Origin of the sequence: Paraburkholderia sp. SIMBA_054 (assembly GCF_046534875.1) — a bacterium.
Classification (GTDB): domain Bacteria; phylum Pseudomonadota; class Gammaproteobacteria; order Burkholderiales; family Burkholderiaceae; genus Paraburkholderia; species Paraburkholderia hospita.
Genome location: NZ_JAWRXV010000041.1, coordinates 40,559 through 66,486, shown reverse-complemented (window position 1 = coordinate 66,486; position 25,928 = coordinate 40,559). Strand labels below are relative to the sequence as shown.

Sequence of the window (25,928 nt, the reverse complement as noted above, 5' to 3'; positions counted from 1 at the left end):
CGCGCGTTAGCTCAACCGCCGCTAACCCGCCACGAAGCGCTCTTCAGACGAATCGTCACCGATTCGAGTATCGGCGTCTGCATCGATCGAATCGCGGCCATCCGCCAGACCTTTGCTGCGCCGCCAACTGGCGGGCGGCATGCCGAATTCCCGTTTGAACGCGCGATTAAATGCGGCCTCCGATTCATACCCGACCTGCTCGGCCACTGCCGCAAGCGTCTGGTTTCCGTCCCGCAACGTCTGCGCTGCGACCTGCAAGCGCCATCGGGCGAGGTACTGCATTGGCGGCTGGCCAAGCAGTTCCGTGAAGCGCTGGGCAAGCGCCGAACGCGAGAGACCGACCTTGCGTGCGAGTTCTTCGACGGTCCAGCCATAGGCGGGTTGCGCATGCAGCATGGCGAGTGCGCGGCCAACGAAACGATCGCCTACTCCTGCCAGCCAACCCTTGCGACCTGCCGGCAGCGACTCGATGCAACGTTGCACCGCCTTAACAAATAGCAACTCCGAAAGCCGTGCAAGCACGATCGCGCTGCCCACGCGCCAGTCGGCCGCTTCGTTGGCGGCAAGTTTCAGCGACGATTCGAGCCACGCCGATTGTGGATCGTTGCGCATGTCGACCTTGAAGAGTCGAGGCAGCGCCGACAGGACCGGATTCGTCAATGAATCGTCGCAGGCAAGAAAGCCGCAGATGATCCGCGTGTGCGCACCACCACCGCCGAAATTCAACGTCATCACTTCGCCCGGCGAGGTGCTCAGATACTTCGCCATGAGTTCGTCTGAAGGCGCGGGCTCGACGTCGAGTGAACTGCCCATCAGATGCGCTTCGCCTTGCGGTACGACGAGAAGTTCTCCTGCGTCGACACGAATCGCAGAAGCAGGATCGTCAACGAGGGCAGCCCAGCAACTGCCTTCCGTGATGAGGTGATAGGACACGATGCGTTCAGCGCGCGGCAGGAACGTGGCGCACAAATCCGACGTGACTTCCCCGACTACACACCAGGGTGCGGTTAAGTCGGCGTTTAGATACACCGCCCCTCCGAGACGCACCACGCGAAGGACATCTGAAAAAGCATCCATAAAAGCGCCCATCAGTTTCGGCGTCCTGCGCAAAACATCTGGACGCCTGGTCATTCCTCGAACCGGCTTGCGTGCCGATACTAGCACCCATGCAATTCTGCACCAACGAACGGCGAAGCGCTCATAGAACGTCAAGAGCGCGGGCACCTCTTTATCCGGAGACAAATATGAGTCACGCGGACATCTATCGAGGCCAATGCTTTTGCGGCGCCGTGCAGTTCACGTTGAGTGGTCAGCCCGCGGGAATGGGCTATTGCCATTGCGAGTCGTGCCGCCGCTGGTCGGCCAGCCCGATCAATGCATTCACGCTGTGGAACCCCAACGCACTGCGCGTCACACATGGTGCCGACGACATCAGCACGTACAGCAAGACACCGCACAGTTATCGCAAATGGTGCAGGTTGTGCGGCGGACATCTCTTCACGGAGCACCCGGGACTCGGCCTCATCGATGTCTATGCCGCGGTTGTAAACTACTTCCCGTATGCAGCGGGTGTGCACGTTCACTACCCGGAGTCCGTACTCCCCATGGATGATGGCCTGCCAAAACTGAGGGACCTGCCGAGCGAAATGGGCGGCTCGGGCATCAGCGCCGTCGAGTAGTTATCGAATAACCATCGCGTCCTCCAGTTCAGGACTTGATTTGCCCGTTCGCCGCGCGGGCATGCTCGCAAGCAAGCATTCGCGGCGCCATCAGACACGCAGCACAACCATGCACTCGCGCATCGCTGCCCTGGCCTTTCAGGAGTTCTTTATGTCCGCTGTTGATTCCGCTTTCGCACCCGTTGCAGACTTCACCGCCGTCAAGCTCCGCCAGCAGGCGGCCTGGTCGACGGGCAACTATGCCGTTGTTGGCACCACGCTGCAAATCGTCGGAGAGAACCTCTGCGAAGCGCTCGATGTGCGTGCCGGCAATCGCGTGCTCGACGTTGCCGCCGGCAACGGCAACGCGACACTTGCCGCTGCGCGCCGCTATTGCGACGTCACATCGACCGACTACGTCGCCTCGCTGCTCGATTCCGGCCGTGCGCGCGCGCAAGCCGAAGGGCTCCCGGTGCAGTTCCAGCAAGCGGACGCTGAAGCGCTGCCCTACGCGGATGCCTCATTCGACATCGTGATGTCGACCTTCGGCGTGATGTTCACGCCGGACCAGGAGAAAGCGGCCGCCGAACTCGTGCGTGTTTGCAAGCCGGGTGGACGGATTGGTCTCGCGAACTGGACGCCGGAGAGTTTCATTGGGCAGCTATTCAAGACGATCGGCAAGTACATTCCACCGCCGGCAGGCGTGAAGTCGCCCGCGCTCTGGGGCACGAAGGCGCGCCTGGACGAGCTTTTCGGCGCCAACGCCCGGAACATCATCGCGGCGAGCCGCGATTTCACGTTCCGCTACCGTTCGCCGGAACATTTCGTCGACGTGTTTCGTACGTTCTATGGGCCGATGAACAAGGCGTTTGCCGCACTCGAAGGCGAGCCGCAGGCGGCGTTTCTTCGCGATCTGATGACACTGATCGAGAGCCGTAACCGCTCGAACGACGCGACGCTCGTCCTGCCGAGCGAGTATCTCGAAGTCGTGGTGGAACGCGTGTGAATGAAATCTGACGCGGGTCGTCTGGCCGCTTCATTCAGACGCCGCTTTTCCTGTGTCAACTGACTTCGCTGCGCTCACGCGCGGCGAAGTCGTTCCACGATGCGCCTCGACATGGCACACGTGTCTGTTTCAGTCCGACTTCCATTCAAGGTTTGTCGGCCGCGCGACGACGCTTCGCCCGGTCTTAACCCGCAGAGACAGCTGAAAGGTCCGCCAGACAAGGCTTGCAGCAATGTGGCACGGACTCTGCGTGTACACGGCGTTCATGCCGCTACATCATCGATCACGTGATCGACCAGAGGACATCATGCTCATCTATCTATTCCAGTTGTTGAGAAAGGCGCTTGACCATGCTGAACATAGCCGCCGTGACGCGTACCTCGCATCCGCGGTCGACATGGTCGAACTCGAACGCCGCATGCATTCAAGCGAAATTGACTGAGGCACACGCGCCGACGTCCCGATCCAACTTTCGAACTCCCTGAATAACATGGACAGCACAGTCGCGTCGCAAGCCTTCTCATCCGCAACGTCGGTGATCGCACTGCATTGCTCTGGCTCGGGAGCGGCGCAATGGCGCAAGCTCGGCGAGGCGCTTGGCTCGCGTCACGCGTTCGCCGCGCCAGAGCATTACGGCTGCGACAGCACGGGGCCGTGGAGCGGCGAGCGCGCGTTCACGCTCGCCGACGAGGCCGCGAAGACCGTCGGCATCATCGATGCATCGCTTGGCAAGGTGCATCTCGTAGGCCACTCGTATGGCGGTGGCGTGGCGTTGCGCGCAGCCGTCGAACGGCCCGAGCGTATCGCGAGTCTGACGCTCTACGAGCCCTCGGCGTTTCATCTGCTCAAGATGATGGGCTCGTATGGAGCGCATGCGCTTGCGGAAATCGTCGCGATCTCGAAGCGCACCGCCGATGGCGTGAGCTGTGGCGACTATCGGGGCGCGGCGGCTTCATTCGTCGATTACTGGGGCGGCCGGGGCGCATGGGAAGCACTGCGGCCTTCGGTGCAGGACGCACTCACGCGCTGGGCGCCGAAGGCGCCACTCGACTTCCGCGCACTGCTCGACGAGCGCACGCCCGCCAGCGCGTACACCGGTTTGCATATCCCGGCGCTGATCATGCGCGGACAGCACGCGCCCATTCCGACGCGCGCGATTGCCGAGCGACTGCCGATGCTGCTGCCAGCGGCGCGCCTTGCAATCGTCGAAGGTGCAGGACACATGGGACCGCTCACGCACGCCGACAAGGTCAATGCGGCCATCGTGCGGCATATTGCGGAGGCTGATGCGATTGCTTGAAGGCGTCAAGGTTATTGTTGTTGCGTTTGTTGGGGTGGTTGCGTTTGTTGGGCTCAATGCCTTTCTGAAGGATGCGACGTTGCGGACGCTTGAGCCTTTCCGGCTTGGGCCGCAGTCGGCGAATCTGACTATCTCGTTGCCCTGATCTCTTGTCCTTCTTCGTGCCGGGCGCGTCTCCTTTTGTCGCGTTCTCTTCGGCGTGAACGTATCGCGATCCGCGACTACACTTTCATACATCACGCATGGCAGGAAGACTTCAATGATCGACATTCGGCCCGCTCGTTTTCCCGACGATATCGAGGCGGTGCGGGCGATTTTCCGCGAGTACGCGGATGGTCTCGGTATTGACCTTGGCTTTCAGGCGTTCGATGAGGAACTGGCCGCGCTACCCGGTAAGTACTCGCCGCCGCGTGGCACGATATTGCTTGCGTGGCGCGACGAGCGCGTGATCGGTAGCGTCGCGCTGCGGGCTTTCGAGTTTGACATCTGCGAGATGAAGCGGCTTTATGTGCGGCCCGAAGGGCGTGGGCATCAGATCGGGACACTTCTTGCGCAGGCCGTCGTGCATGCTGCGAAGGAAGCTGGGTATCGGAGGATGCGGCTCGATACGCTGCCGAGTATGAAGAGCGCGCAGCGGCTCTATGCTTCTCTTGGGTTCAGGCCGATTTCTGCTTATGTTTTTAATCCTGTTGAAGGGACGCAGTTCCTGGAGCTTGAGATTTGAACGGGTTTTGGTTTTTCGCTGGCATCCGCGATGTGGTGTTTGCTGCGCAAGCCTTTGTTGTGTGCTTGCCTTTGCGCTGGCATCCGCGTTATGCCTTCGTGCTTCACGCGTCGCCCCTGTGCGGGGCGGCACCTACTTTTCTTTGCCGCCGCAAAGAAAAGTAGGCAAAAGAAAGCGGCTCACACCGCCAGTCCTTGTGTTTGCCTGAGGGACCCCAACCGGTCTTATGCTTCACACGGCAACATCTCTATTGACGCGCGTTGCCAACGCTTCGAATAAACGCCTCACCCGCTTCGAATTCCCATACACGGGCCAGCGGCAGCGAATGGTTTGCGCCGCCCAGGTGGCAAACTGTGTGCAGGTTGTCGCGACGTATAGCTTGGCGCTCTTACATGGAGGTATGCGCGTGCTATCGGTCCGAAGTGAGGCGTGTGTGGCGCGACGGCCTACACACAGTTTGCCACCTGGGCGGCCGTGGCATATCTGGCACGGCGTGCTGCAGCGCGGGTGCGTGAAGCGGGTGAGGCGCAGCGCAAGAGCGTTGGCAACGAACATGGGTCACGTGATTGCCGTGTGAAGCGTAAGACCGGTTGGGGGCCCTCAGGCAAACACAAGAACTGGCGGTGTGAGCCGCTTTCTTTTGCCTACTTTTCTTTGCGGCGGCAAAGAAAAGTAGGTGCCGCCCCGCACAGGGGCGACGCGTGAACGGCAAACACCATGGCGCGGATGCCGGCGCAAACCCAAGCACACCAAACCACCCGCGCCACAAAGCCAAAGCGCGAATACCAGCGCCATGGCAAAACAACCAAACCGTCACACTCCTCCACCCACAGTCTTAACACTCTTCCACTGCCCTTGCTGCACCTCGAAGAGCGTATACGGCGGCTTAATCAGATCACCATAAGGATCAAAAGTGATCTTCCCAGTGACACCCGTCAACGACACCTTAGCCAAACTCTCAACGATCTTCGCACGATCAAGCGAATTAGCATCATGAATCGCCTTCAACATAGCGAGCGCAGCATCATACGCAAACGGCGCGTACAGCTCGACGTCCTGGTTGAACCGCGCCTTGTAGCGCTTGCCGAACTCCTGCGCCGCAGGCAGCTTATCAAGCGCGGGTCCCGGCTCAAGATCCTGGGTGCGCTCACCCGAAGAACCCGCAATCTGCAAAAAGGCATTACTCTTCAACGCGCCCGCGCCAAACAGCTGCGTCTGCATACCCAGCGAACGCATCTGCTTGACCAGCATCGCGCCCTGCTCGTCCAGCCCGCCAAAGAAAATCACATCGACATTCTTGCTCTTCAGCGAAGTGAGAATCGCGCGGAAATCAACGGCCTTATCATTGGTGAATTCACGCGACACGATGTTGCCGTTCGCTTCCTTCACCCCTTTCTCGAACGAATCGGCGAGACCTTGCCCGAACGCCGTGCGGTCGTCGATGATGCCAATGCGCTTCGCCTTCATCTGCTCGACGACGAAATGCCCGGCCACTACCCCGCCAATGCCGTCATGTCCCATCGTGCGGAACACGTTCTTGTAACCCTGCTTGGTCAGCTGCGGATTGGTCGAGCCCGGCGTGATCATCGCCACATTGGCGTTGTGATACACCGTCGAGGCCGGAATGCTGCACCCCGAGTTGTAGTGACCAATCACGCCGACCACGCCTTCATCGACGAGCTTCTGCGCAACCTGAATCGCCACGCGCGGATCGGCTTGATCGTCCTGCACATCGAGCACGAACTTGACGGGCTTGCCCGCAACGGTCGGATGCTTTGCGTTTTCTTCATCGAGCGCAAGTTGCGCGCCGTATTGCAGATCCTTGCCGACCCGCGCGACGGGTCCCGTCAACGGGCCGACAAAACCTATCTTGACGATTTCCGGGTCCGCGGCAAATGCGAATGAAGCATGCGCCGCCAGAGCACAAACCGCTAACCTGCTCAGCCATGTACGTCGATTCATGATGCGCTCCTGTCATTAGAAAATGTCGCGCTCTTTGCCTGTCGACTGACCCGATGCGCGACGCGTCGAAGTCGTCCTTGAACAAATGCGTATGCGTGGCTTCAGAACCGTGTCGGCGCGTAGCGCGACAGATCGAGCGGCGGCGCGCGCCGTGCGACGAGATCGGCCACGATGCGCCCGCTCACGCCTGCCAATGTCAGTCCGAGATGCTGATGCCCAAATGCGTAAATCACACGCTCGCTGTCGTTCGAGCGGCCCAGCACGGGCACGCCGTCGGGCAGCGTGGGCCGGAAGCCGAGCCACGAACTGTCGGGCTGCGTCAGCCCCGGCAACGCGCGCTTCGAAGAAAACGTCAGCAGGTCCAGCAACGAACGGTTGCGCACGTCGCTGAAGCCGCCCAGTTCGACCGTCCCCGCAACGCGCACGCCGTCGTCCATCGGCGTCATGTAAAAGCCGCGCTCGGCCCAACCGACAGGCCGAGAAATCAGTTGCGTCGCGCCGCGATAGCACACGTGATAGCCGCGTTCCGTATCGAGCGGCACGCGGTCGCCGCATTGCGCCGCAAACTTCGCGGAGCGCGCGCCCGTCGCGACGACGACATGATCGAAGCGGCGTGGCGTGCCGTCGTCCGTCGTCAGCGTGACGCCATCTGCCGTGGGCGCAATCGCGCTCACGCTCTTGCGTTCGAGCTCGAGGCCGCGCGCCGCGAGCAGTTCATGCAGCGACAACAGAAAGCCTTGCGGATCGGAGAAGTGCCAGCTGTCGCGGAACAGCACGCCGCGCTCGAAGATCGGCGCAAGCGCAGGCTCCAGTTCGCGCACCTCGGCGGCGGACAGCACGTCGAACGACACGCCGAGTTGCTTGCGCAGATTCAACGAAGCACGCGATGCATCGAACGACGCGCCGCTCGAATACAGATACAGGCACTCGCGCGGCCTCACGTACTTCGCAAGCTCCCGTTCTTCGAGCAAGGGTGCGTAGCCGTCCTGCGCCTGCGCGAGCAATGCAGCGAGCGCGCCGGCACTCGCTTCATAACGCTTGCGCGTCGAGCTGATCATGAAGCGCGTGAGCCACGGCAACAGATGCGGCAGATAACTCCAGCGCAAACGGAACGGACTCTCGCTCGACAGCAGGAAACGCGGCAGATCGCGGAACACGGATGGGTTGTTCACGGGAATGCAGCCATACGGCGCGAACGTGCCCGCGTTGCCGAACGACGCGCCCTGCGCGACGCCCGACGGATCGAACAGCGTGACGCGGTGCCCGTCGCGCATCAGCCAGCCGGCGCTCGCAAGCCCGATGAAACCCGCGCCGACAATGCCGATCTCTGCCATCAACGCTCTCCCGACAATGCGCGTCCATCGGCCGCGGCGAGATAACCCGTGCGCGTGCCGTCATCCGCGTTGCGCCGTTTCGCCGCCAGCAGCCATGCCGCCGATGCAAACGCGAGACTCGCGATGCTCGCCATCAGTTGCGGCCGCAGTTCGGCGTCCATGCCCATCGCGACCAGCACGCCGACGATCGCCACCACAACCGCATACGAAAGCCACGGGAACAGCCACATCGGCAGCGCGGGCTGCTCGCCGTTGCGTTGCAGGCGTCGGCGGATGCGGATTTGCGCGAGCGCTGTCGCGAGATAGACGAACAGCATCACGGCGCCCGACGCATTCACCAGGAACAGGAACACGCCCTGCGGCGACACGATGGCGGCGATGATCGCCACATAGCCAACCACGCTGCTCAGCAGCACCGCAAGACGCGGCACGCGCGACGGCGTGAGGCGCAGTAGCGCGCGCGGCGCATCGCCACGTCCCGCGAGGCGGAACAGAATCCGCGACGACACGTACAGCCCCGAATTCAACGCGGACAACACGGCGACCAGCACAATCGCGTTCATGATGTCGGCCGAGCCCGGCACGCGCATCGTCTCCAGCGCGGCGACGAACGGCGAATGGCCCGTCACGATGCTGGTCCACGGCACGATGCACGCAATCAGGAACATCGAGCCGACATAGAACGTAATCACGCGCAGGATCACCGAGCGCGTCATCGCGGCGACGCTCTTCGCGGGATTGTCCGATTCGGCTGCTGCGATGGTCGCGATCTCCGCGCCGCCGACCGCAAAGATCACCGTCGGCACGGCCGCGAACACCGACATCGTGCCGAACGGCAAAAAGCCCTTCGCCGCCGTCAGATTGCTCCACGCACTGTGCGTATGGCCCAGGCCGAACACCCACGATGCGCCGATCGCGATGAACACGATGATGGCCGCGACCTTGATCGACGCGAACCAGAACTCGAATTCGCCGTACGACTTCACCGACATCAGGTTGATGAAGGTCATCAACGACAGCAGCACCAGCCCGATCATCCACACGGGCGCGGGTATCCAGCGCTGCAGGATCGCCGCACCCGCCACGGCTTCCACGGCGACGACGATCACCCAGAAGTACCAGTAGAGCCAGCCGCTCGTGAAGCCCGCCCAGTCGCCGAGACCAATGCGCGCGTATTCGGTGAACGACCCGACGCCCGGCACGGCGAGCGCCATCTCGCCGAGCATGCGCATCACGAACAACACGACGATGCCCGCCACCAGATACGACAGGCACGCAGCCGGCCCAACCGTGTTGAGCGTCGCGCTGCTGCCCACGAAAAGTCCCGCGCCGATGATGCCGCCGAGCGAAATCATCGTGACGTGCCGCTGACGCAATGCGACGCCAAGACGGGGCGTTGCGCTCTCTTGCGTGTCGCGGGCGTTTGTCCTGCTCTCTGCCATGCGAAATCTCCTTCCAGCTCGATCCTGCGATTCAAAGACCACACAAAACCTGACTCAAATGATCACACAACAGATTTTTGTGTGCAATTAAAAACGTCATTGTGTGGTCCAGGACTTTCCCTGGCGTTGACGGGCGTACTCCTTGCCAGGCTTGAAAACAGTGGCAGAGGTGCATATCTGGTATAAAATCCGGCGAACTGGCACAAACAGGCAGACAAAGCCTGTTTTGTATGGAGACAGGGCGAGACAATGGCTTCCAGCAGAGACAAGGCAGCACGCAACAACGGCGCCGCAACCGAGGTGGACCAGACAAACGGCGATCCGGTCCAGACAAAACGCGCGACCTATATCGAGGTATCGGCGTCGATCGAGGACGAGATTCGCGGCGGGGTCTATCCGCCCGGCAGCCGTCTGCCGCCGCAGCGTCAGCTAGCCACCGAGCTCGGCATCAATGTGTCGACGGTGTCGCGCGCTTATAAGGAATTGCAGCTGCGCGGTCTCGTGATCGGCAGCAAGCGGCGCGGCTCGCTCGTGACGGGCGGCGCGATGCCGCGCGTCGAAACGGCGAGCGCGCCCAATGCCGCACCGGGCGGCGCGATCGATCTGACCGTCAACCGGCCGGCGACGGGCGAGTTCCTGTCGTGCCTCGCGACGACGCTCGCCGATCTGCCGCGCGATCCGCGCTATCCATCGCTACAGGAATATCAGCCGCCGCAAGGCCCCGACTGGGCGCGCGCGGCGGGCGCGAAGTGGATGGCCGGGCCCGGCTTCACGCCGTCGCAGGAGCATCTCGTCGTCACGAGCGGCGCGCAGCATGGGCTCTATGCCGTGCTCAACAGCCTGATCGGCACGGACGGTGTGATCATCGCCGACCGGCTCACGTACTACGGCCTGAAGGCGCTCGCGCCCGTGTTCCAGTTCGAGATCGTCAGCGTGCCGAGCGACCGCGACGGGCTGATCACGGATGAAGTCGAACGCATTTGCAGCCGCGTGCCCGTCAAGGCGATTTTTACGGTGCCGAATCTGCAGAACCCGACGGTGACGACGATGAGCCTGGAGCGGCGCGTGGCGCTCGTCGATATCGCGCGGCGCTACGGCGTGGCGATCATCGAAGACGACGTGTATGGTCCGCTCGTCTCGCAGCGTCTTCCTACGCTCGCAAGTCTGTGCCCGGAGCTGACGTTTCACATCGCCTCGACGTCGAAGATCCTCGCGCCGGGGCTGCGCCTCGGTTATCTGCTGAGTCCGCCCGAGCGTTCCGCGCTCGCCGCCGAAGCGGTGCGCACCACGGCGTGGATGCCCGCGCCGATGTCGATGCTGATTGCGACGATCTGGATCGAAGACGGCACCGCGCGACGCATCATGGATGCGCAACTCGCCGAGATTCGCGTGCGTCACGATCTTGCGCGGCAGATTCTGCCGCAAGAGTGGCTGGAGTCCGACACCGCGTGCATGTTCGTGTGGCTCAAGCTGCCGCCGCCGTGGCGCGCCGACGATTTCGCCGCGAATGCGAAAGCGCGCGGCGTGGTCGTGATGCCATCGTCGGCCTTTGCGGTCGATCGTGCCGAGGTCGAGCACGGCGTGCGGATCAATCTCGCGTGCGCGTCTTCGCGCGAGCAACTGGTGAGCGCGCTGCAAACGCTCGCGCAAGCATTGCGCGATCGCCCGCGTGCGTTGTTCGGCACGATCTGATTGCGCGCCTGGCGCTACAGTTTCGCGGCCTGCTCTGGATCGCCCGATCCCGACACGATGGCGATCAGGCCGAGCAGATTGCCGATCAGGCGTCCCTGACGGTCGAGATGCGGCTCGGGTCTCAATGACTTGAGCGCGTTCATCACAAGCGCCCTGGCGATATAACGCGCCACTTCACTGCGCGACATCTCGCCCTTGCGCCGCAAATAGTTCGGGTTCACGACTTGCGAATAGCCGAACCGCTTCCCCGACACGCGTCCCGATGCCATGCCGAGATGCACGCCGCTCATTTGCGCGCATCGCACGATGGGACCACGGCTCGACAGGCGATACGAAAAGTCCTTGTCTTCGAGCCAGCCATACAGCACGAGCCGTTCGTCGAAGCGCAAGCCGCTCATTGCGCTCATGCGACACGCCATGTTGCAGCCATAGAGAGAAATGCAAGGCGTCAGCGCATGCGGCGCACTCGCCGTTCTTTCCGCATCGGTCACGATGCGGCGGGCGTTATCCCACGTCAGCGGACAGCCTTTCGAACCATCCTGCACTGTTTTTCCCGACACGCCGAGCACGGCCGGATTGGACTCGAACATCCGCACGCATTGTTCGATCCAGTCCCGGCATGGCGCGTAATCGTCGTCGAAGAAGACGACGATGTCGATATCGTCCGGGAGCGCATCGAGCGCGCGATTCCTTTGCGCGGGCAAACCGGCTGATCCGAATACACGCATCACGGGAAATGGCGTCGGGTACTTTTCACCGACGTCGGCTTCATTCGTAGCGGAAAGAATGACGACACAAGGCAACATCGTTTGACGTGCGAGATGTGCAAGCGCGTTGGGTATGGCATCGGGACGCCCTTTCGTCGCGATGACGACCGCGACACGTGACGCATGCACCTCGTTCATCTCGTCGACAGTGCGTCGTTCGATCACGCCCTCCATCATTCCTCCCTGTCGTCGCAACCTTCATGGAACCGCTCGATTAACGCTAGCACGTATGATCAGCGGCAACGGCGCATGGCGAGATCACGCGAGAGGATTGTCTGAAATCTATGAGGTGTTGTCCAAGGGCGGGATCAAATGGCAATGTGCCTGACAACAACATTGATAAGCATAGCGAACCATTTAAATCTACTGATAAGTGCATTCACGTTCGCCAGTTTCTACCGGCTTGAACGATATAAAAAGTACCCCTTACACATTCGCAGAATGTGCATCTTTACAGCGTGCATTCAGTGGGAAGAAGCTACCTGACGATAGTAAGAGACGCAGCGCATCCGCGCATTTCTTTCCGCGTAGCGCACTGTGTTGAAGGGATGTGTCAGACGAAAGAGAGAAATACTTCTGAAATGGCGCCTACAGACTGCCGTTCTCGACGACCCGGCCTTCAGCGCGCCAGCGCAACATGCCGCCCGCGAGATTCGCGACATCCTCGAACCCTGCCTGGCGAAGCATCACGGTCGCCTGCGCCGAACGGCCGCCCGCGCGACAGACGGTGACAATAGGACGTTCCTTGCCGAGTTCCGCCGTGCGTTTCGCCAGGCTGCCGAGCGAAATCAGCTTCGCTTCGGGAATGCGTCCAAGCGGGCCTTCGAATTCGTCGGGCTCACGCACGTCGACGATCTGCACCGATTGCAGATGTTCTTCGAGCCATTGCGGATGAATTTCCCAAATCCCCGCGAACGTGTAGGTCAGCGGCGCCCATTCGGGTTGCGGCTTTAGCGACGGATCGCTGGCCGCGACGCCGCATTTCATGTTCGCGGGAACGGCAACATCGATTTGCCGCGGATGCGCAAGGCCGAGATTCGTCATATAGCCCGCGAAATCGTCTTCGCAAAGCTCGCCGCCCAGCCGTGGATTAAACCGCCGCTCTTCGGCCACGCTCGTCACCGTGAGGCCGCGATAATCATGTGCCGGATACAGCAGGCAGCTTTCGGGCAACGAGAAAAGCTGCTCGTGCACCGCGCGAAACAGCGCATGCGGATTGCCGTTCTGAAAGTCCGTGCGACCTGTGCCGCGAATCAGCAGACAATCGCCCGTGAAGGCCATCGATTCGTCGTCGAGCACGAGACTGATGCAGCCATTCGTATGACCAGGCGTCGCGCGCACACGCAGTTGCCGTGCGCCGAACGCAATCGAATCGCCGTGGCTGACATAGCGGTCCGCGCCCTCCGCGCCGCTCGCCGCCGATATCGCAATCTGGCTGCCTGTGCGCTTGCTCAGCAGCCACGCGCCCGTCACATGATCCGCATGGACGTGCGTGTCGATCGTATAGAGCAGGCGCAGACCAAGTTCGTCGAGCAGCGCGGCATCGCGGCGCGTCTGCTCGAACACGGGGTCGATCAGCACGGCTTCGCGTGTGTCGCCGTCAGCGAGCAGATAGGTGTAGGTAGACGATTGCTGGTCGAACAGTTGTCGGAAGATCAGCACGCTCACGGTCTCTCAACGTGTGTCGGAAAACGTCTTTGATGCGAATAGAAATCACGCCGGCGCGCGCTTCACATCCGCGCGCGCCGGACCATCGCTTCAAGGTCTCACTTAGGTTGCTGCACGTAACGCAGATACGGCTTCAAGGTCTTGAAGCCCTGCGGATACTTCGCTTTGGCAGCTTCATCGGAAACGGATGTCGGAATGATCACGTCCTCGCCCGGTTTCCAGTTCACGGGCGTGGCAACCGTGTGCTTCGCGTTCAGTTGCAGCGAGTCCAGCAAACGCAGCACTTCGTCGAAATTCCGGCCCGTACTCATCGGATAAACGAGCATTGCCTTCACCTTCTTGTCCGGCCCGATCAGGAACACCGAACGCACCGTCGCGTTGTCGACGGCCGTGCGCGGGCCGCCGCTCGCTTCCGGGTGAATCATGTCGTAGAGCTTCGCGACGTTCAGATCGGCGTCGCCGATCATCGGATAATTGATCGCGTTGCCCTGCGTCTCCTCGATGTCCTTCACCCATTTCTGGTGATCGCTTACAGGGTCGATGCTCAGTCCGATGATCTTCGTATTGCGCTTGTCGAACTCCGGCTTGAGTCCCGCCATGTAGCCCAGTTCCGTCGTGCAGACGGGTGTGAAGTCCTTCGGATGCGAGAACAGGATTGCCCAGCTATCGCCGATCCATTCGTGAAAACGAATCGTGCCTTCCGTGGTTTCCGCCGTGAAATCGGGCGCTACTTCTCCTAGTCGAATCGCCATCTTCTTTCTCCGTGGTAACAGGTTCCAACCGGTGCGTCGGATGCCGCCACTGTCGTTGTGACGACGGCCGGCGGGTTATCGGGAATCAGCATAGAGAGCTTCTGACGTTAGCCGCCGGCCATGATGCCGTACGACCTGGCGGGAGCGCAAATAGTTCGCGGCGGCTCCCGATCGGCACCGACGCGAGACGAGCGTGAATGCGCAGCAGGTAACTTTTATAGCGTAGAACAAATTACACGTTTCGTGTGCAGTTTGTCAGCGCGCCGGATTTTTTCGTGCCTGTCTGTACGCCGCGGCACAGACAGAAGGGGCGCGCGAAGTCATAACGCACGGCGGCGAGCGGCACGGCCCGCTCGCCGCACGCATCAGACCATTACTGCTCGACCTGCCGGTTCCAGCGCTGATCCCATTGCGCGCGGTGCGCATTGATCGAATCCCAATCGACGACCGTCACCTTCTTCACCAGATCGTCCAGATTGCCGAGGCTCTTCTGCATCGCGGGCGTCATCGTCGCGTGCTCGTTGGTCGGAATCTGCTTGCCCGCTGCCGCCGCCTTCGATTGCGCCGGCGCGGACAACAGGAACTGCGCGAGCTTTTGCGCAAGCTGCGGATCGGCGTTGTTCTTCACGACGCACAGATCGACGAGCAGCAGCACCGCGCCTTCTTTCGGATTCGCGTAGCCGACGGGAATGCCCTTGTCCTGCAGATCGCCGACAGCCGTCGGCGTCAGCGGGAAGAGACCCGCCTCACCCGTCTGCACCATCTCCGAGAGCTTCGCCGAATTGGGAATGTACTCGACGACATTCGGCCCAACCGTGCTCGACCATTTGCTGAAACCGGGCTCGACGTTCTGATCGTTGCCGCCCATCAAGCGGTTGATCGCGAGAAAGCCGTGCAGGCCGAACGTGCTGCTCGACGCGGACTGAAACACCACTTTGCCCTTGTACTTCGGATTGGCGAAATCCATCCACGATGTTGGCGGCGCCCAACCCTTCTCCGCGAACAGTTTCGTGTTGTAGCCGATACCCGTCATGCCGAGCTGCACGCCCGCGCCGATGTCATCCTTCATGCGCGCGAACGGATACAGCTCTTTCAGCACGGGCGCATCGTCGAGCTTCTGGCACACACCCATGCTGACGGCACGCGCCATCACGCCGTCATCGAGAAACGCGACGTGAATCTGCGGGCTGTTGCGATTGGCGAGCAGCTTCGCCAGCACATCGGACGAAGTGCCCGGCACCACGACCACCTTCACGTTGTTCGCCTTCTCGAAGTCGGGCAGCACCTGGCTCGTGTACGCCTTCTCCATCGGGCCACCGTTCATGCCGATGTATATCGTTTTGGTTTGCGACCAGGCGGGCGCAGTCGCCCCGATCGCGCACACGGCGGCCAGCGCCGCGACCGTGCTTGACAGCTTCATTGTGGGTCTCCTTGACAGGATTAAAGAACAGCGGGGATCGCGCTTCGGTTGAAGCGGCCGATCGCAAACGCATCGAGCGGCGTCGAGGTCTCGCCGTCGATCACGAGGTCGGCCAGCACTTCGCCGACACCGGGCGCAAGCAGAAAGCCGCCGCCCGAAAAACCGAATGCATGCAGCAGGCGCGGCACTTTCTGGCTCGCGCCGATCACGGGATTGCTGTCGGGCGTCTCGCCTTCGACACCGCTCCACGTACGGATCAGCAACGCGTCGCGCAATGCCGGCAGCAGCGCGCACGCGTCGCGCATCACGGCGCGCGTGGTTTGCGTCGATGGTTGTGCGTATTCGCCGTCGCCATGCCCGCGCCCGCCGCCGATCACGCAGTTGCCGCGTTCGACCTGGCGCGCGTACACGCCGCCGCCAACGACGCCGAGGTTGTGCGTCACGAAGCGCGGCAGCGGCTCGGTCACCCACATGTTTGGATAGATCGGCTTCATCGGCACGGCTTCGTTGAAAAAGCCCGCGACCGTGTTCGCCCATGCGCCCGCAGTGTTGATCAGCCAGTCGGCCGTGATGCGCTCGTCGCCCGCGCGAATCTGGAAGCGCGTGCCGTCGTGCGTGATATCGGTGAGCGCGGTTTGCTCGCGCACTATGGCGCCCGCCTGTTGCGCCGCGCGCGCGAAAGCGGGCGACACGAGGCGCGGATTCGCGTGACCGTCGCTCATGCACAGCGAGCCGCCCAGCGCGGCCTCGCCGAGCCACGGATAGCGCTTGCGGAACGCCGCGCCTGCCAGCAGCTCGGTTTCGAGCCCGTGTTCGCGCGCCATCGCGGCCCACGTTTCGAGCACGGCAAAATCGCTTTCGCGCCGCGCCAGACGCAGATGCCCCGACACGACGAGTTCTCCGTCGATGCCGATCAGTTCGGGCAAGCGGTCCCAGACACGCCGTGCGCGCATCGCAAGCGGCATCTGTTCGGCGGGGCGTCCCTGGCATCGCACGCCGCCGTAGTTGACGCCGCTGGCCTGCGCGCCGCAATAGCGCCGCTCGAACAGGCCCACGCGCACACCGCGCCGCGCGAGCGCCAGCGCCGCCGACGAGCCGACCAGCCCGCCGCCCGCGATCACGACCTGATAGTGGACGGCGTCACTCATCGCGTGCCTCCTCGGGAATCGCGGCGACGTCGTCGTCGAACAGCATCGGCGAAATGGGAATGGGCTTGATGGGCGCCTGACTGCGCAACCGCCCGACGCTTTCCACCGGATGCCCCGTTTCCTCGCTCAGCAACGCAATGGCCGCTTCGCCGCACATGCGCCCCTGGCAGCGGCCCATGCCGACACGCGTCAACGCCTTGAGCCGGTTGATCTCGCTTGCCTCGCCGCCGCGAATGCAGCGCCGCAACGTGCCCGCATCGACTTCTTCGCAGCGGCAGACGGTCATGTCGTCGGGCCATTGCTTCGCTGGTTGCGAGGGTGGAGCAAAGGCCGCTTCGATACCTGCGCGAAACACGGCAATGCGTTGCAAGCGGCGCTCTAGGGTCGCGGCATCGAGGCCATCCGTCTGCGCAGGATGCGCAATGCCGAGATCGTCGAGCAGCGCGAGCGCCGCACGTCGGCCCGCGAGTTCAGCCGCATCCGCGCCCGCGATGCCCGCGCCATCGCCCGCGAGGTAGATGCCCGGCACCGAACTGCGCCCTGCCGCGTCGCGCTCGGGCAACCAGCAGCCGTTCAATGGATCGAAGCGAAAGCGGCATCCGGCGAGATCGGCCAGTTGCGTTTCCGGGCGCAAGCCGAAGCCGAGGCCGACTGCATCGCAGGCAATCGTTTCGATGCGCTCGTTCTCGTGCGAGGCTTTGAAGCGAATGCCCGCCACACCCTCGTCGCCGTCGATGCCAACCAGCGTCACGCCACGCTCCACTCTGACGCCACGAGCCTTGAGCCACGCCACGTAATAGACGCCCTTGGCGAATGTCGACGGCTGACTGATGAGCTTCGGCACCGCCGCGACCTGGTTCGACCACGCGCTCGTGTCGAGCACAGCTTCGATCCGCGCGCCTGCCTTCACGTATTGATACGCAACGAGGTACAGCAACGGACCCGTGCCCGCCAGCACGACACGCCGCCCAATCGCGCTTCCCTGCGCCTTCAGCGCAACCTGCGCGCCGCCTAGCGTATAGACGCCCGGCAACGTCCAGCCCGGCACGGGCAGCACGCGATCCGTCGCGCCGCTTGCGACGATCAACTGCGTGAACGCCACGCTCACCTCGCGGCCATTGCGGATCGTGTCCAGCCTGCGGCCTTCGCACGACCATACGAGCGTTTCCGGCCGATAGTCGATATGCGGCAGAAGCGCGCGCATCGTCTCGTGCACGGCATCGGCCTTCTTCGACTCGAAGCCATAGAGCGTCGCCTTGCTGCGAGTGAAGCCCGCATCGGCAGGCGGCTGACGATAAATCTGTCCGCCCCAGCGCGCGTTCTCATCGAGCACGATGGGCCGGATGCCGGCCGCCACCAGCGTCTGCGCCGCGCGAATCCCCGCAGGCCCCGCGCCGACGATCACTACCTGTTGCCCGCTACTCATCGCGCACCCTTCGTCACGATCCGCATGCCTTCTTTCACCAGCGTCGAACACGCGCGAATCCGCGCGCCGCCTTCGCAGCGCACCCAGCAGTCCTGGCACGCGCCGATCATGCAAAAGCCCGCGCGCGGCTCGCCGCTGAATTCGCTGTAACGCACGTGGCGCTGCTGCATCAGGATTGCCGTCAGCACGGTATCGCCCGTCAGCGCGCCGACTTCGACGCCATCGAGAAAGAACGACACCGGCGCGCGTCCGGCTTCGGCCACGCGCAGCAACTGGCTGTTGGAACGGGACATGTGAGCGGGAGAGAAAGAAGCCATCAGTGCTGGCCAATCAGAATCCGGTTGAGACCGTAGACACGGTCGAGCAGCAGCATCGCGCCCGCCGTGATGAAGATGACGAGCGCGGAAACGGAAGCCATCATCGGATCGATCGATTCGGTGGCGTACATGTACATCCGTACCGGCAACGTGACCGTCTGCGGCGACGTGACGAAGATCGACATCGTCAGTTCGTCGAAGCTGTTGATGAACGCGAGCAGCCAGCCGCCCGTGATGCCGGGCACGATCATCGGCAGCGTGATGCGGCGGAACGTGGTCCATGCATCGGCGCCGAGCGACGACGCCGCGTGCTCGATGCTGCGGTCCAGCCCGCTCACCGACGCAAGCACGAGGCGCATCACGAACGGTGTGATCACGACCATGTGCGCAAGAATCAGCCACGCGAAAGAACCCGTCACGCCGATCAGCGCGAAGAAGCGCAGCATCGCAATGCCGAGCACGAGGCCGGGAGTCACCAGCGGCGACAGCAGCAACGCATTAAGAAAATTGCGCCCCGGAAAGCGCGCGCGGCCAATCGCCAGGCCCGCCGGCAATGCCACGACGAGCGACAGCGTCGCCGACGCGAAGGCCAGTTTCAGGCTGTTGAAGAAGGCCGTGATGAAGTCGGGATAGTCGAGAATCGCGCGGAACCAGCGCAACGAGAAACCGTGCGTGGGCAGCGTCAAGGTTTCGTCGGGCGTGAAGGCGACCAGCACGACGATCGCCAGTGGCGCGAGCACGAAAAGGATCACAATGGTGTGGAACGCGAGGGCAATGGGGCCGTTCTTGCGCATGATGTTTCGCCTGTCGGGTTCGCGTCAGCCCATGCTGCGCGTGTAGCGCCGCTCGAGCACGCGGTAGTAGGTGAGCATCACCACCAGGTTCGCGACCAGCAGCAGCACCGCGATCGTCGCGCCGAGCGGCCAGTTCATCGAGCTCAGAAACTGGTCGTAGACGGCCGTTGCCGCGACCTTCAGACGACGTCCGCCGAGCAGGCCGGGAATCGCGAATGCGCTCGCCGAGAGGCCGAACACCATCAGGCTGCCGGACAGAATGCCGGGCACGAGTTGCGGCAACACGATGCGGCGCAGCGTCGTCGCGGGCGAGGCCATTAGTGACAATGCGGCGTTCTCCGTCTGCGGATCGAGCCGTTGCAACGCCGTCCACACGGGAATCACCATGAACGGCAGCATCACGTGTACGAGCGCGATGACGATGGCGAAGGTCGTGTATTCGAGCTTGTACGGTCCGAGGCCGAACAGCGCGAACGCCTGATTCACGAGTCCATTCGTGTTGAGCAGCATGCTCCAGCCGAATGCGCGCACCACCACCGACACCAGCAGCGGCGCGAGAATCACCAGCAGGAAGAGCGAGCGCCACGGGTCGCGCATGCGCGACAACACATACGCTTCGGGCGTGCCGATCGCGACGCACAGTACGGTCGTCAGCAAGGCAATGCCGAAGGTGCGCAGAAAGATCGTGTGGAAATACGATGAGCCGAGCACTTCGACGTAGTTGTGAAAGTCGAATGCCGCGATCGGGCCGCTGGCAGGATCGAAGCGGTAGAACGTCAGCGCGAGCGTCATCGCGAGCGGCACGAGCACGAGTGTCGCGAACAGAATCATCGCGGGCGCGCTCATCAGCCAGAGCGGCACGAAGGCGCGCCACGGCGCGCGCGCCGCGCTTCGGTTCGCGCTTTGCGTGGCGGGCAATGTGCTATCCATGCGCACGCTCCTGGCCGATCAGGCGCAGCGAATCGCTATGCCAGTCGATGCCGACTTTCGCGCCTTCCGAAAACGGCTCGTTGCCTTCGTTCTGGCAGCACACGAGCATTTCGCCGACGCGGCTGTCGAGCCGATAAAGCCATTGGCTGCCGAGAAAGAACCGGCTCGTCACATTGCCCGCAAGACGCCCCTGGTCGGGTGCGCAGAGGCGCAGTTTTTCCGGGCGAATGCATAGCGTGACGGCATCGCCGACGTCGATTGCCTGACCTTGCGCGGCGAGCTGCGTCATGCTGCCCGTCTCCGCGAGATCGTGGCCGAGGTCGATACCGATCGCGTCGCCGTCGCGCGATACGACCTTGCCCGCCAGCATGTTCGCTTTGCCGATGAACTGCGACACGAACAGATTCTCGGGCCGCTCGTACGCGCGATACGGCGTGTCGATCTGTGTGATGCGCCCCGCTTCCATCACGACCACGCGGTCGCTGATCGACAGCGCTTCGGATTGATCGTGCGTGACCATGATCGTCGTCGTGCCGATTTTGCGTTGAATCGAGCGCAGTTCGAACTGCATGTCCTCGCGCAGCTTCGCATCGAGGTTCGACATCGGTTCGTCGAGCAGCAGCACGGGCGGCGCGATCACGATCGCGCGCGCAATGGCGACACGCTGCCTTTGACCGCCCGAGAGTTCGCGCGGAAAGCGATGCGCGAGCGCATCGAGCCGCACCAGCGCCAAGGCTTCACGCACGCGGTCGGCGCGCTCGGCTTTATCGATGCCGCGCATTTCCAGCCCGAAACTGACGTTCTGCGCGACGCTCATATGCGGGAACAGCGCGTAGCTTTGAAAGACGATGCCTAGGCCGCGCCGGCTCGGCTTCATGTGCGTGATGTCGCGGCCGTCGAGCGTGATGCGGCCGCGCGTCGTTTCGATGAAGCCCGCGATCATCTGCAGCGTGGTCGTCTTGCCGCAACCCGACGGGCCGAGCAGCGACACGAATTCGCCCTTTTCCACCGCGAGGTTGATGCCCGTCACGGCATGGAGATCGCCGAACGTCTTCGAAACGTCAGTCAACGTGAGGAACGACATGGTCTGGCCTTTCGGTGCGCGGCACCGGCTGAATCGACTGGTGTCTGTTGAGCCGACTCTAGCTAGCCAAATTCCAGAGCGTCAATGTCAAATTCCAATGAATGATATAAAGATCATGTTTCTTCCATTGAATGGAATATTTGAACGATTTCGTATACATTCTATTCCGCTGCGTGTCGTCAGTGAAAATACTGAATTGCGTGCCCACCTGTGCTTGCACGGGGTTTGGAGACGACAGTTTGTTTTTCAGTAAGAACATCGGCTAGTATTCCGTTCAATGGAATCCGAATCGAGATCGCCAATGAATTCTTCGAAAGAAGCCGACGCTCCCGGCACCGGCATGTTGCAGCGGGCCTTCGCGGTGATCCGCGCGCTAGGAGAAATTCAACCGGAAGGCGGCCGCGTCACGCGCATCGCGAAAGCCGTCGGCCTGACGCAGGCCACCGTGCATCGCATCCTGCATGCGCTGATTGCCGAAGGGGTCGTCGAGCAGGATCAGAGTACGAAGCTTTATCGGCTGAGCGTCGACTTTTTTGCGCTGGCCTCGCAGGCCGGCAATCCGAGCGGCATGCGCGAGCTGTGCCGCCCTGCCTTGCTGCGACTGTGCGCGAGTCTCGGCGACACGATTTTTCTGCTAGTCAAAAGCAGCTTCGATGCCGTATGCCTCGATATGTGCGAAGGCCCGTTTCCGATCCGCTCGTTCACGGGCGATATCGGCGGCCGCGTCGCGCTGGGTGTCGGGCAAGGCAGCCTCGCGATTCTCGCGTTTCTGCCCGAAGCCGAGCGCGAAGAGATCATTCGCTTCAACGTGCCGCGGCTGCGCAGCTATGGCGTGCTCGACGAAGTCTATTTGCGCACGGAAATCGAGCGCGTCCGGCAACTCGGTTACGCGGGGCGCAATAGCGGCGTGCTGGAAGGCATGGCGGGCGTGGCCGTGCCGATCATCGACCGAACGGGCTGCGCGGTGGCGGCGTTGAGCGTCGGCACGCTGTCGGCGCGACTGGGCGAGGACCGTTTGCCGATGGTCGTCGAACTCCTCAAGCGGCAAGCCGATCTGATCGGCCCGCAGGTGAATCCGTTCGATGTCGCAATGCGCCGTCCGATGCACGGCCTTACACGCGCGATGACGACGGAACCGATCGCGTGATGCGCGACTTACATACCGCGCGATAAAGGCGCGGACGCTTTCGCAAGCGGCTGCGCCGCACCCGCTTGAGACATCAGCGAAATAGCGGCTGAATCGGGCATGCCGTTGGCGTCGATGGCGCCTGCTTTCGCGAGCGCTTCGAGATCGCTGTCGACGCCTGCCTGCCCAACCGCGAACGGCGTCGTCAAAAACGCGGGCGCAGTTAGCGTGACGGCATAGTGCCGCTGCAGGTTCGTGACCACCGCCGATTGCGCATTCTGCACGGTAGTCTGGTTCGCAAGCGCCTGCTGGAACTGCGCGCTGCTGGCGAAATTTGCAATCAGACTGGACTCGCTCGTACCGAGTTGCGCGGCGAGGTAGACGAGCATCAGTTCGGTTTCGGGTGTCGTGTTGAACGTGCCGCCAGCGAAGGCCAGCGAATGCAGCGTCGTGCTGCCGGAAGTCACGGTAATCACGCACGGCAACGTCGCATTGAATGCAAGGCTGTAGCGGCCGCCGCCATCCGATAGCGTGGCTCCCGAACCTTGCGTGCAGGCCACGTTGACGTTCGCGCTCGCAAGCGCCTTGCCGGTGGCCGCCGTGCCCGCAAGTGCGAGGTTCTGCGTCGGGTTTACGCCCGTGCAACCGTCGAAGCCGACACACACACTGCCGCCGCACGCCGCAAGCGTGGCGAGTGACGCAGCACACATGGCAGCCACCGTTGGGCGAACGAAGCGGGCGATGCACAGGTTCATGGCCGTCTGCCGTCGAGGAAAGGGCGCAGATTTTTATTCTAGCGCGCCCTTTCCGGCCTGACGTTCCTTATCGGCTCGTCACGCACGCAGACGCATGCGCAACCAGACGCGGTGCTTAGATCACATTAATCGCGACATCGATATTGCCGCGCGTGGCCTTCGAGTACGGACACAGCTCATCCGCGGCGTGCACGACCGCCTCGGCGACGTCGCGCGCCACGCCCGGCATGCTCACGTTGATCCGCGCACCGAGGAAGTACGCGTTGCCCGTCATGCCGAGATCGATTTCGATATCGAGCGCGAGGTCGGACGGGAGCGCGACTTTCTTCGCCTTGGCCGCCAGCCCGATCGCGGTGATCAGACAGGCCGACCACGCGCCCGCGAACAGTTGCTCCGCGGTCGGATGCGGATCGGCGGCCTCGAACACATGCTGCGGATGCGCGTCGTTGCCGGGGCCGACAGCCTGAGGTCGAGCCGTTCTTCGTGGCCGCGCGAAGCGCCAGCGTGCGTGCTTGCCGTCGTGTGCGTCTTGCCCGTGAACAGGACTTTTTCAATTTTGGTCATCGTGAATCCTTGGTCGAAAGTGGATATCGGTTGATATAACTTATGCGATTCAATCGCATGCGATGCATATTGATCGAAGTGCCCTGCGATGTCAATCGCATACGATTTAATCGCTCACACACTTTCGATAGTGACTGGCGAAGCGATGCGGCGGGGTCAAATGAAACAGGTGGAAACGAAACCGCAAAACCGGCCCATCGCACGCAAGAATCGAACGATGGAAGTATGCTTGGCTTACGGGTGGCCAACACTTGCACAACGCCCACGCACCATCCCGTCATGCGCCGGAGGAAGTCCGCGATGAGCAACGAGTCAACGCCGTCAGACGCAGCGCCCGCCCGTGAGCCAGCCACGGACGCGAACCTCTTCGACGGCGATCTCCTCGAAGACCCGAGCGTGCGCGATCATCCGCGGCACCAGCAGATGTTTCCCGTCCTCTCGGAAGCGGAAATCGAACGGATACGGCGCTTCGGCGCGCGGTCACGCTACACGACGGGCGCCCTGCTCTATCGCGCGGGCAGCCTTTGTCCCGGTGTGTTCGTGCTGCTGTCGGGCAAGGTGCGGATAGTCGGGCGCGACGGTCTCGGCCACGAGCGGGTTATTCATACCTACACGCAACGCGGCGAGTTCACGTCGGATGTCACGCAGCTCTCCAACAAGCCAGCCGTCGTCGACGCGCATGTGGTCGAAGATGTCGAAGCGATCCTGCTGCGGCCCGACGAACTGAGCGCGATGATGATCAGCGAAGCCGACCTCGGCGAGAAGATCATGCGCGCGCTGATCCTGCGGCGCGTTCTGGTAATCGAGCGCGGACAGGGCGTCGTGCTGGTCGGGCCATCCAGCAGCGGGCGGCTCGCCACGCTGCAGAACTTCCTGCGCCGCAACGTGTTCCCCAATATGACGCTCGACGCCGACAAGGACGCCGAAGCGATCGCGCTACTAGAACGGCTGACGCCGCAACCCGACGACTTTCCGCTCGTCCTCTGCCCGAACGGCACGGTGCTGCGCAATCCCGACGAAGGACAGCTCGCGTCGTGTCTCGGGCTGATTCCCGAATTCGATCCGGCGCATGTGTACGACGTCGCCATTGTCGGCGCGGGTCCGGCGGGACTGGCGACAGCCGTGTATGCGGCCTCGGAAGGGTTGTCGGTGGCCGCGCTCGATTGCCGCGCGCCCGGTGGCCAGGCGGGCACCAGTTCGCGCATCGAAAACTATCTGGGCTTTCCGACGGGCATCACGGGCCAGGCGCTCGCCGGCCGCGCGTTCGTGCAGGCGCAGAAGTTCGGCGCGCACATCGGCATTCCGTGCGAGGTCCGGGCCCTGTATTGCGACAAGCAGCCGCCCGTCGTCGAACTCACCGACGCCCGGCGCATTACCGCGCGCACCGTCGTGATCGCGAGCGGCGCGGAGTATCGGCGCCCGGATGTCGAGGGGCTGGAGCGCTTCGAAGGCTCCGGCGTCTACTACTGGGCCACGCCGATCGAGGCGCGTCTGTGCCGCAAGGAGCCCGTGCTGCTGATCGGCGGCGGTAATTCGGCGGGACAGGCGGTCGTGTTTCTCGCGTCGCACGTCGAGCATGTGCATATGTTCATACGCGGCGCGAGCCTCGAACACAGCATGTCGCACTATCTGATCGAACGCATTCTGGCGCTGCCGAACGTGACGCTCCACACGCGCATTGAACTGACCGCGCTGCAAGGCGACGCGCGGCTCGAACGCGTGCACTATCGGGGCGCGGGCGGCATCCAAGGCAGCATGCCGACGCATCATCTGTTCGTCTTTATCGGCGCCGAGCCGAACACCGGCTGGCTCAAGACATGCGGCGTGTCGCTCGACGACAAAGACTTCGTTTTGACGGGGCCCGACATTCCCGACGCCGGGCTGCAATCGATGTCGTTGCAGACCAGCGTGCCCGGCGTCTTCGCGATCGGCGACGTGCGCTCGGGGTCGACCAAGCGGGTTGCATCCGCAGTGGGCGAAGGCGCGGCCGTGGTCGCGCAGATCCATCGTCTGCTGGCCGAGGCGCGGGCCGCGTGTTAACAGGCGCGCCACACGGCCG

General features: G+C 62.7%; 23 protein-coding genes and 1 pseudogene. 8 read left to right on the top strand and 16 right to left on the bottom strand.

Going from position 1 to position 25,928, the window contains the following annotated elements; genetic code table 11:
- Window positions 1–21 precede the first annotated feature (21 nt).
- Window positions 22–1,077: an AraC family transcriptional regulator gene (locus SB822_RS37030; protein ID WP_410856911.1), complete on the bottom strand. Its 1,056-nt coding sequence runs from the start codon at window positions 1,075–1,077 to the stop codon at window positions 22–24.
- 167 nt (window positions 1,078–1,244) lie between these two features.
- Between SB822_RS37030 and SB822_RS37025 the strand changes: the two genes are divergently transcribed.
- The 5 genes from SB822_RS37025 (at window position 1,245) to SB822_RS37005 (ending at window position 4,688) form a co-directional block, all read left to right on the top strand.
- Window positions 1,245–1,679 (top strand): GFA family protein, encoded by a 435-nt coding sequence (locus SB822_RS37025; protein WP_410856910.1) that lies wholly within the window; start codon window positions 1,245–1,247, stop codon window positions 1,677–1,679.
- Between the two features lie 151 nt (window positions 1,680–1,830).
- Window positions 1,831–2,664, top strand: coding sequence for a class I SAM-dependent methyltransferase (locus tag SB822_RS37020; RefSeq protein WP_410856909.1), 834 nt, complete (start codon window positions 1,831–1,833; stop codon window positions 2,662–2,664).
- Between the two features lie 232 nt (window positions 2,665–2,896).
- Window positions 2,897–3,106, top strand: coding sequence for a DUF3563 family protein (locus tag SB822_RS37015; RefSeq protein WP_318268335.1), 210 nt, complete (start codon window positions 2,897–2,899; stop codon window positions 3,104–3,106).
- A 48-nt stretch (window positions 3,107–3,154) separates the two neighbouring features.
- Window positions 3,155–3,964, top strand: a complete 810-nt coding sequence (locus SB822_RS37010) for an alpha/beta fold hydrolase (RefSeq protein ID WP_009770891.1) — start codon at window positions 3,155–3,157, stop codon at window positions 3,962–3,964.
- A 259-nt stretch (window positions 3,965–4,223) separates the two neighbouring features.
- Entirely contained in the window at window positions 4,224–4,688 is a 465-nt protein-coding gene (locus SB822_RS37005; RefSeq protein ID WP_410856908.1) for a GNAT family N-acetyltransferase, read from the top strand.
- 813 nt (window positions 4,689–5,501) lie between these two features.
- Here SB822_RS37005 and SB822_RS37000 read toward each other — a convergent pair.
- The 3 genes from SB822_RS37000 to SB822_RS36990 all read right to left on the bottom strand — a co-directional run bounded on the left by SB822_RS37000 (window position 5,502) and on the right by SB822_RS36990 (window position 9,426).
- On the bottom strand, window positions 5,502–6,650 hold the full coding sequence (locus SB822_RS37000) for a branched-chain amino acid ABC transporter substrate-binding protein (RefSeq protein WP_007744246.1): 1,149 nt from the start codon (window positions 6,648–6,650) through the stop codon (window positions 5,502–5,504).
- A gap of 101 nt (window positions 6,651–6,751) precedes the next feature.
- On the bottom strand, window positions 6,752–7,984 hold the full coding sequence (locus SB822_RS36995; protein ID WP_410856907.1) for an NAD(P)/FAD-dependent oxidoreductase: 1,233 nt from the start codon (window positions 7,982–7,984) through the stop codon (window positions 6,752–6,754).
- Window positions 7,984–9,426 carry an amino acid permease gene (locus tag SB822_RS36990; RefSeq protein WP_410856906.1) on the bottom strand — a complete coding sequence of 481 codons (1,443 nt, stop codon included), beginning with the start codon at window positions 9,424–9,426 and terminating at the stop codon, window positions 7,984–7,986. The genes SB822_RS36995 and SB822_RS36990 overlap by 1 nt, the downstream gene beginning before the upstream one ends.
- 249 nt (window positions 9,427–9,675) lie before the next feature.
- Between SB822_RS36990 and SB822_RS36985 the strand changes: the two genes are divergently transcribed.
- Window positions 9,676–11,118, top strand: coding sequence for a PLP-dependent aminotransferase family protein (locus SB822_RS36985; RefSeq protein ID WP_410856905.1), 1,443 nt, complete (start codon window positions 9,676–9,678; stop codon window positions 11,116–11,118).
- Between the two features lie 14 nt (window positions 11,119–11,132).
- Here SB822_RS36985 and SB822_RS36980 read toward each other — a convergent pair whose 3' ends face one another.
- The 10 genes from SB822_RS36980 to SB822_RS36935 all read right to left on the bottom strand — a co-directional run bounded on the left by SB822_RS36980 (window position 11,133) and on the right by SB822_RS36935 (window position 21,424).
- Window positions 11,133–12,059, bottom strand: a complete 927-nt coding sequence (locus SB822_RS36980; RefSeq protein WP_410856927.1) for a glycosyltransferase family 2 protein — start codon at window positions 12,057–12,059, stop codon at window positions 11,133–11,135.
- Between the two features lie 414 nt (window positions 12,060–12,473).
- Window positions 12,474–13,544, bottom strand: coding sequence for an MBL fold metallo-hydrolase (locus SB822_RS36975; protein ID WP_035537009.1), 1,071 nt, complete (start codon window positions 13,542–13,544; stop codon window positions 12,474–12,476).
- Window positions 13,545–13,651: 107 nt separating this feature from the next.
- Window positions 13,652–14,305 (bottom strand): peroxiredoxin, encoded by a 654-nt coding sequence (locus tag SB822_RS36970; protein WP_410856904.1) that lies wholly within the window; start codon window positions 14,303–14,305, stop codon window positions 13,652–13,654.
- 373 nt (window positions 14,306–14,678) lie between these two features.
- Window positions 14,679–15,725: an extracellular solute-binding protein gene (locus tag SB822_RS36965; protein WP_410856903.1), complete on the bottom strand. Its 1,047-nt coding sequence runs from the start codon at window positions 15,723–15,725 to the stop codon at window positions 14,679–14,681.
- A gap of 20 nt (window positions 15,726–15,745) precedes the next feature.
- A complete protein-coding gene (locus SB822_RS36960) occupies window positions 15,746–16,873 on the bottom strand; it encodes an NAD(P)/FAD-dependent oxidoreductase (protein WP_410856902.1) in 1,128 nt (375 codons plus the stop codon).
- Complete coding sequence (locus SB822_RS36955) at window positions 16,866–18,299, bottom strand: FAD-dependent oxidoreductase (RefSeq protein ID WP_410856901.1); 1,434 nt, start codon at window positions 18,297–18,299, stop codon at window positions 16,866–16,868. The genes SB822_RS36960 and SB822_RS36955 overlap by 8 nt, the downstream gene beginning before the upstream one ends.
- On the bottom strand, window positions 18,296–18,592 hold the full coding sequence (locus tag SB822_RS36950) for a (2Fe-2S)-binding protein (RefSeq protein ID WP_410856900.1): 297 nt from the start codon (window positions 18,590–18,592) through the stop codon (window positions 18,296–18,298). Before SB822_RS36950 ends, SB822_RS36955 begins: the two co-directional genes overlap by 4 nt.
- 23 nt (window positions 18,593–18,615) lie before the next feature.
- Window positions 18,616–19,410 carry an ABC transporter permease gene (locus tag SB822_RS36945; protein WP_410856899.1) on the bottom strand — a complete coding sequence of 265 codons (795 nt, stop codon included), beginning with the start codon at window positions 19,408–19,410 and terminating at the stop codon, window positions 18,616–18,618.
- A gap of 24 nt (window positions 19,411–19,434) precedes the next feature.
- The gene (locus SB822_RS36940) at window positions 19,435–20,340 is read right to left on the bottom strand and encodes an ABC transporter permease (RefSeq protein WP_007744230.1); all 906 of its coding nucleotides are present in this window, start codon (window positions 20,338–20,340) and stop codon (window positions 19,435–19,437) included.
- Window positions 20,333–21,424, bottom strand: coding sequence for an ABC transporter ATP-binding protein (locus tag SB822_RS36935; protein ID WP_410856898.1), 1,092 nt, complete (start codon window positions 21,422–21,424; stop codon window positions 20,333–20,335). Before SB822_RS36935 ends, SB822_RS36940 begins: the two co-directional genes overlap by 8 nt.
- A 301-nt stretch (window positions 21,425–21,725) precedes the next feature.
- On the opposite strand from SB822_RS36935, the gene SB822_RS36930 reads away from it, so the two are divergent.
- The gene (locus SB822_RS36930; RefSeq protein ID WP_009770877.1) at window positions 21,726–22,571 is read left to right on the top strand and encodes an IclR family transcriptional regulator; all 846 of its coding nucleotides are present in this window, start codon (window positions 21,726–21,728) and stop codon (window positions 22,569–22,571) included.
- 8 nt (window positions 22,572–22,579) lie between these two features.
- Here the strand turns inward: SB822_RS36930 and SB822_RS36925 are convergent, their stop codons facing one another.
- Both SB822_RS36925 and SB822_RS36920 read right to left on the bottom strand, forming a co-directional pair.
- Entirely contained in the window at window positions 22,580–23,305 is a 726-nt protein-coding gene (locus SB822_RS36925) for a hypothetical protein (protein ID WP_086914481.1), read from the bottom strand.
- Window positions 23,306–23,420: 115 nt separating this feature from the next.
- Window positions 23,421–23,869: pseudogene (locus tag SB822_RS36920) on the bottom strand (Ohr family peroxiredoxin).
- 300 nt (window positions 23,870–24,169) lie between these two features.
- On the opposite strand from SB822_RS36920, the gene SB822_RS36915 reads away from it, so the two are divergent.
- Window positions 24,170–25,909, top strand: coding sequence for an FAD-dependent oxidoreductase (locus SB822_RS36915; RefSeq protein WP_410856897.1), 1,740 nt, complete (start codon window positions 24,170–24,172; stop codon window positions 25,907–25,909).
- The last annotated feature ends 19 nt before the right edge of the window (window positions 25,910–25,928 follow it).

What these genes read in the sequence shown, in the direction of transcription:
- SB822_RS36925 (WP_086914481.1), bottom strand. Translation starts at nt 23,305, where the DNA reads ATGAACCTGTGCATCGCCCGCTTCGTTCGCCCAACGGTGGCTGCCATG.
- SB822_RS36945 (WP_410856899.1), bottom strand. Translation starts at nt 19,410, where the DNA reads ATGCGCAAGAACGGCCCCATTGCCCTCGCGTTCCACACCATTGTGATC.
- SB822_RS36955 (WP_410856901.1), bottom strand. Translation starts at nt 18,299, where the DNA reads ATGAGTAGCGGGCAACAGGTAGTGATCGTCGGCGCGGGGCCTGCGGGG.
- SB822_RS36990 (WP_410856906.1), bottom strand. Translation starts at nt 9,426, where the DNA reads ATGGCAGAGAGCAGGACAAACGCCCGCGACACGCAAGAGAGCGCAACG.
- SB822_RS36935 (WP_410856898.1), bottom strand. Translation starts at nt 21,424, where the DNA reads ATGTCGTTCCTCACGTTGACTGACGTTTCGAAGACGTTCGGCGATCTC.
- SB822_RS36965 (WP_410856903.1), bottom strand. Translation starts at nt 15,725, where the DNA reads ATGAAGCTGTCAAGCACGGTCGCGGCGCTGGCCGCCGTGTGCGCGATC.
- SB822_RS37020 (WP_410856909.1), top strand. Translation starts at nt 1,831, where the DNA reads ATGTCCGCTGTTGATTCCGCTTTCGCACCCGTTGCAGACTTCACCGCC.
- SB822_RS37015 (WP_318268335.1), top strand. Translation starts at nt 2,897, where the DNA reads ATGTGGCACGGACTCTGCGTGTACACGGCGTTCATGCCGCTACATCAT.
- SB822_RS37000 (WP_007744246.1), bottom strand. Translation starts at nt 6,650, where the DNA reads ATGAATCGACGTACATGGCTGAGCAGGTTAGCGGTTTGTGCTCTGGCG.
- SB822_RS36960 (WP_410856902.1), bottom strand. Translation starts at nt 16,873, where the DNA reads ATGAGTGACGCCGTCCACTATCAGGTCGTGATCGCGGGCGGCGGGCTG.
- SB822_RS37010 (WP_009770891.1), top strand. Translation starts at nt 3,155, where the DNA reads ATGGACAGCACAGTCGCGTCGCAAGCCTTCTCATCCGCAACGTCGGTG.
- SB822_RS36980 (WP_410856927.1), bottom strand. Translation starts at nt 12,059, where the DNA reads ATGGAGGGCGTGATCGAACGACGCACTGTCGACGAGATGAACGAGGTG.
- SB822_RS36950 (WP_410856900.1), bottom strand. Translation starts at nt 18,592, where the DNA reads ATGTCCCGTTCCAACAGCCAGTTGCTGCGCGTGGCCGAAGCCGGACGC.
- SB822_RS36940 (WP_007744230.1), bottom strand. Translation starts at nt 20,340, where the DNA reads ATGGATAGCACATTGCCCGCCACGCAAAGCGCGAACCGAAGCGCGGCG.
- SB822_RS37005 (WP_410856908.1), top strand. Translation starts at nt 4,224, where the DNA reads ATGATCGACATTCGGCCCGCTCGTTTTCCCGACGATATCGAGGCGGTG.
- SB822_RS37030 (WP_410856911.1), bottom strand. Translation starts at nt 1,077, where the DNA reads ATGGATGCTTTTTCAGATGTCCTTCGCGTGGTGCGTCTCGGAGGGGCG.
- SB822_RS36995 (WP_410856907.1), bottom strand. Translation starts at nt 7,984, where the DNA reads ATGGCAGAGATCGGCATTGTCGGCGCGGGTTTCATCGGGCTTGCGAGC.
- SB822_RS37025 (WP_410856910.1), top strand. Translation starts at nt 1,245, where the DNA reads ATGAGTCACGCGGACATCTATCGAGGCCAATGCTTTTGCGGCGCCGTG.
- SB822_RS36915 (WP_410856897.1), top strand. Translation starts at nt 24,170, where the DNA reads ATGAGCAACGAGTCAACGCCGTCAGACGCAGCGCCCGCCCGTGAGCCA.
- SB822_RS36930 (WP_009770877.1), top strand. Translation starts at nt 21,726, where the DNA reads ATGAATTCTTCGAAAGAAGCCGACGCTCCCGGCACCGGCATGTTGCAG.
- SB822_RS36985 (WP_410856905.1), top strand. Translation starts at nt 9,676, where the DNA reads ATGGCTTCCAGCAGAGACAAGGCAGCACGCAACAACGGCGCCGCAACC.
- SB822_RS36970 (WP_410856904.1), bottom strand. Translation starts at nt 14,305, where the DNA reads ATGGCGATTCGACTAGGAGAAGTAGCGCCCGATTTCACGGCGGAAACC.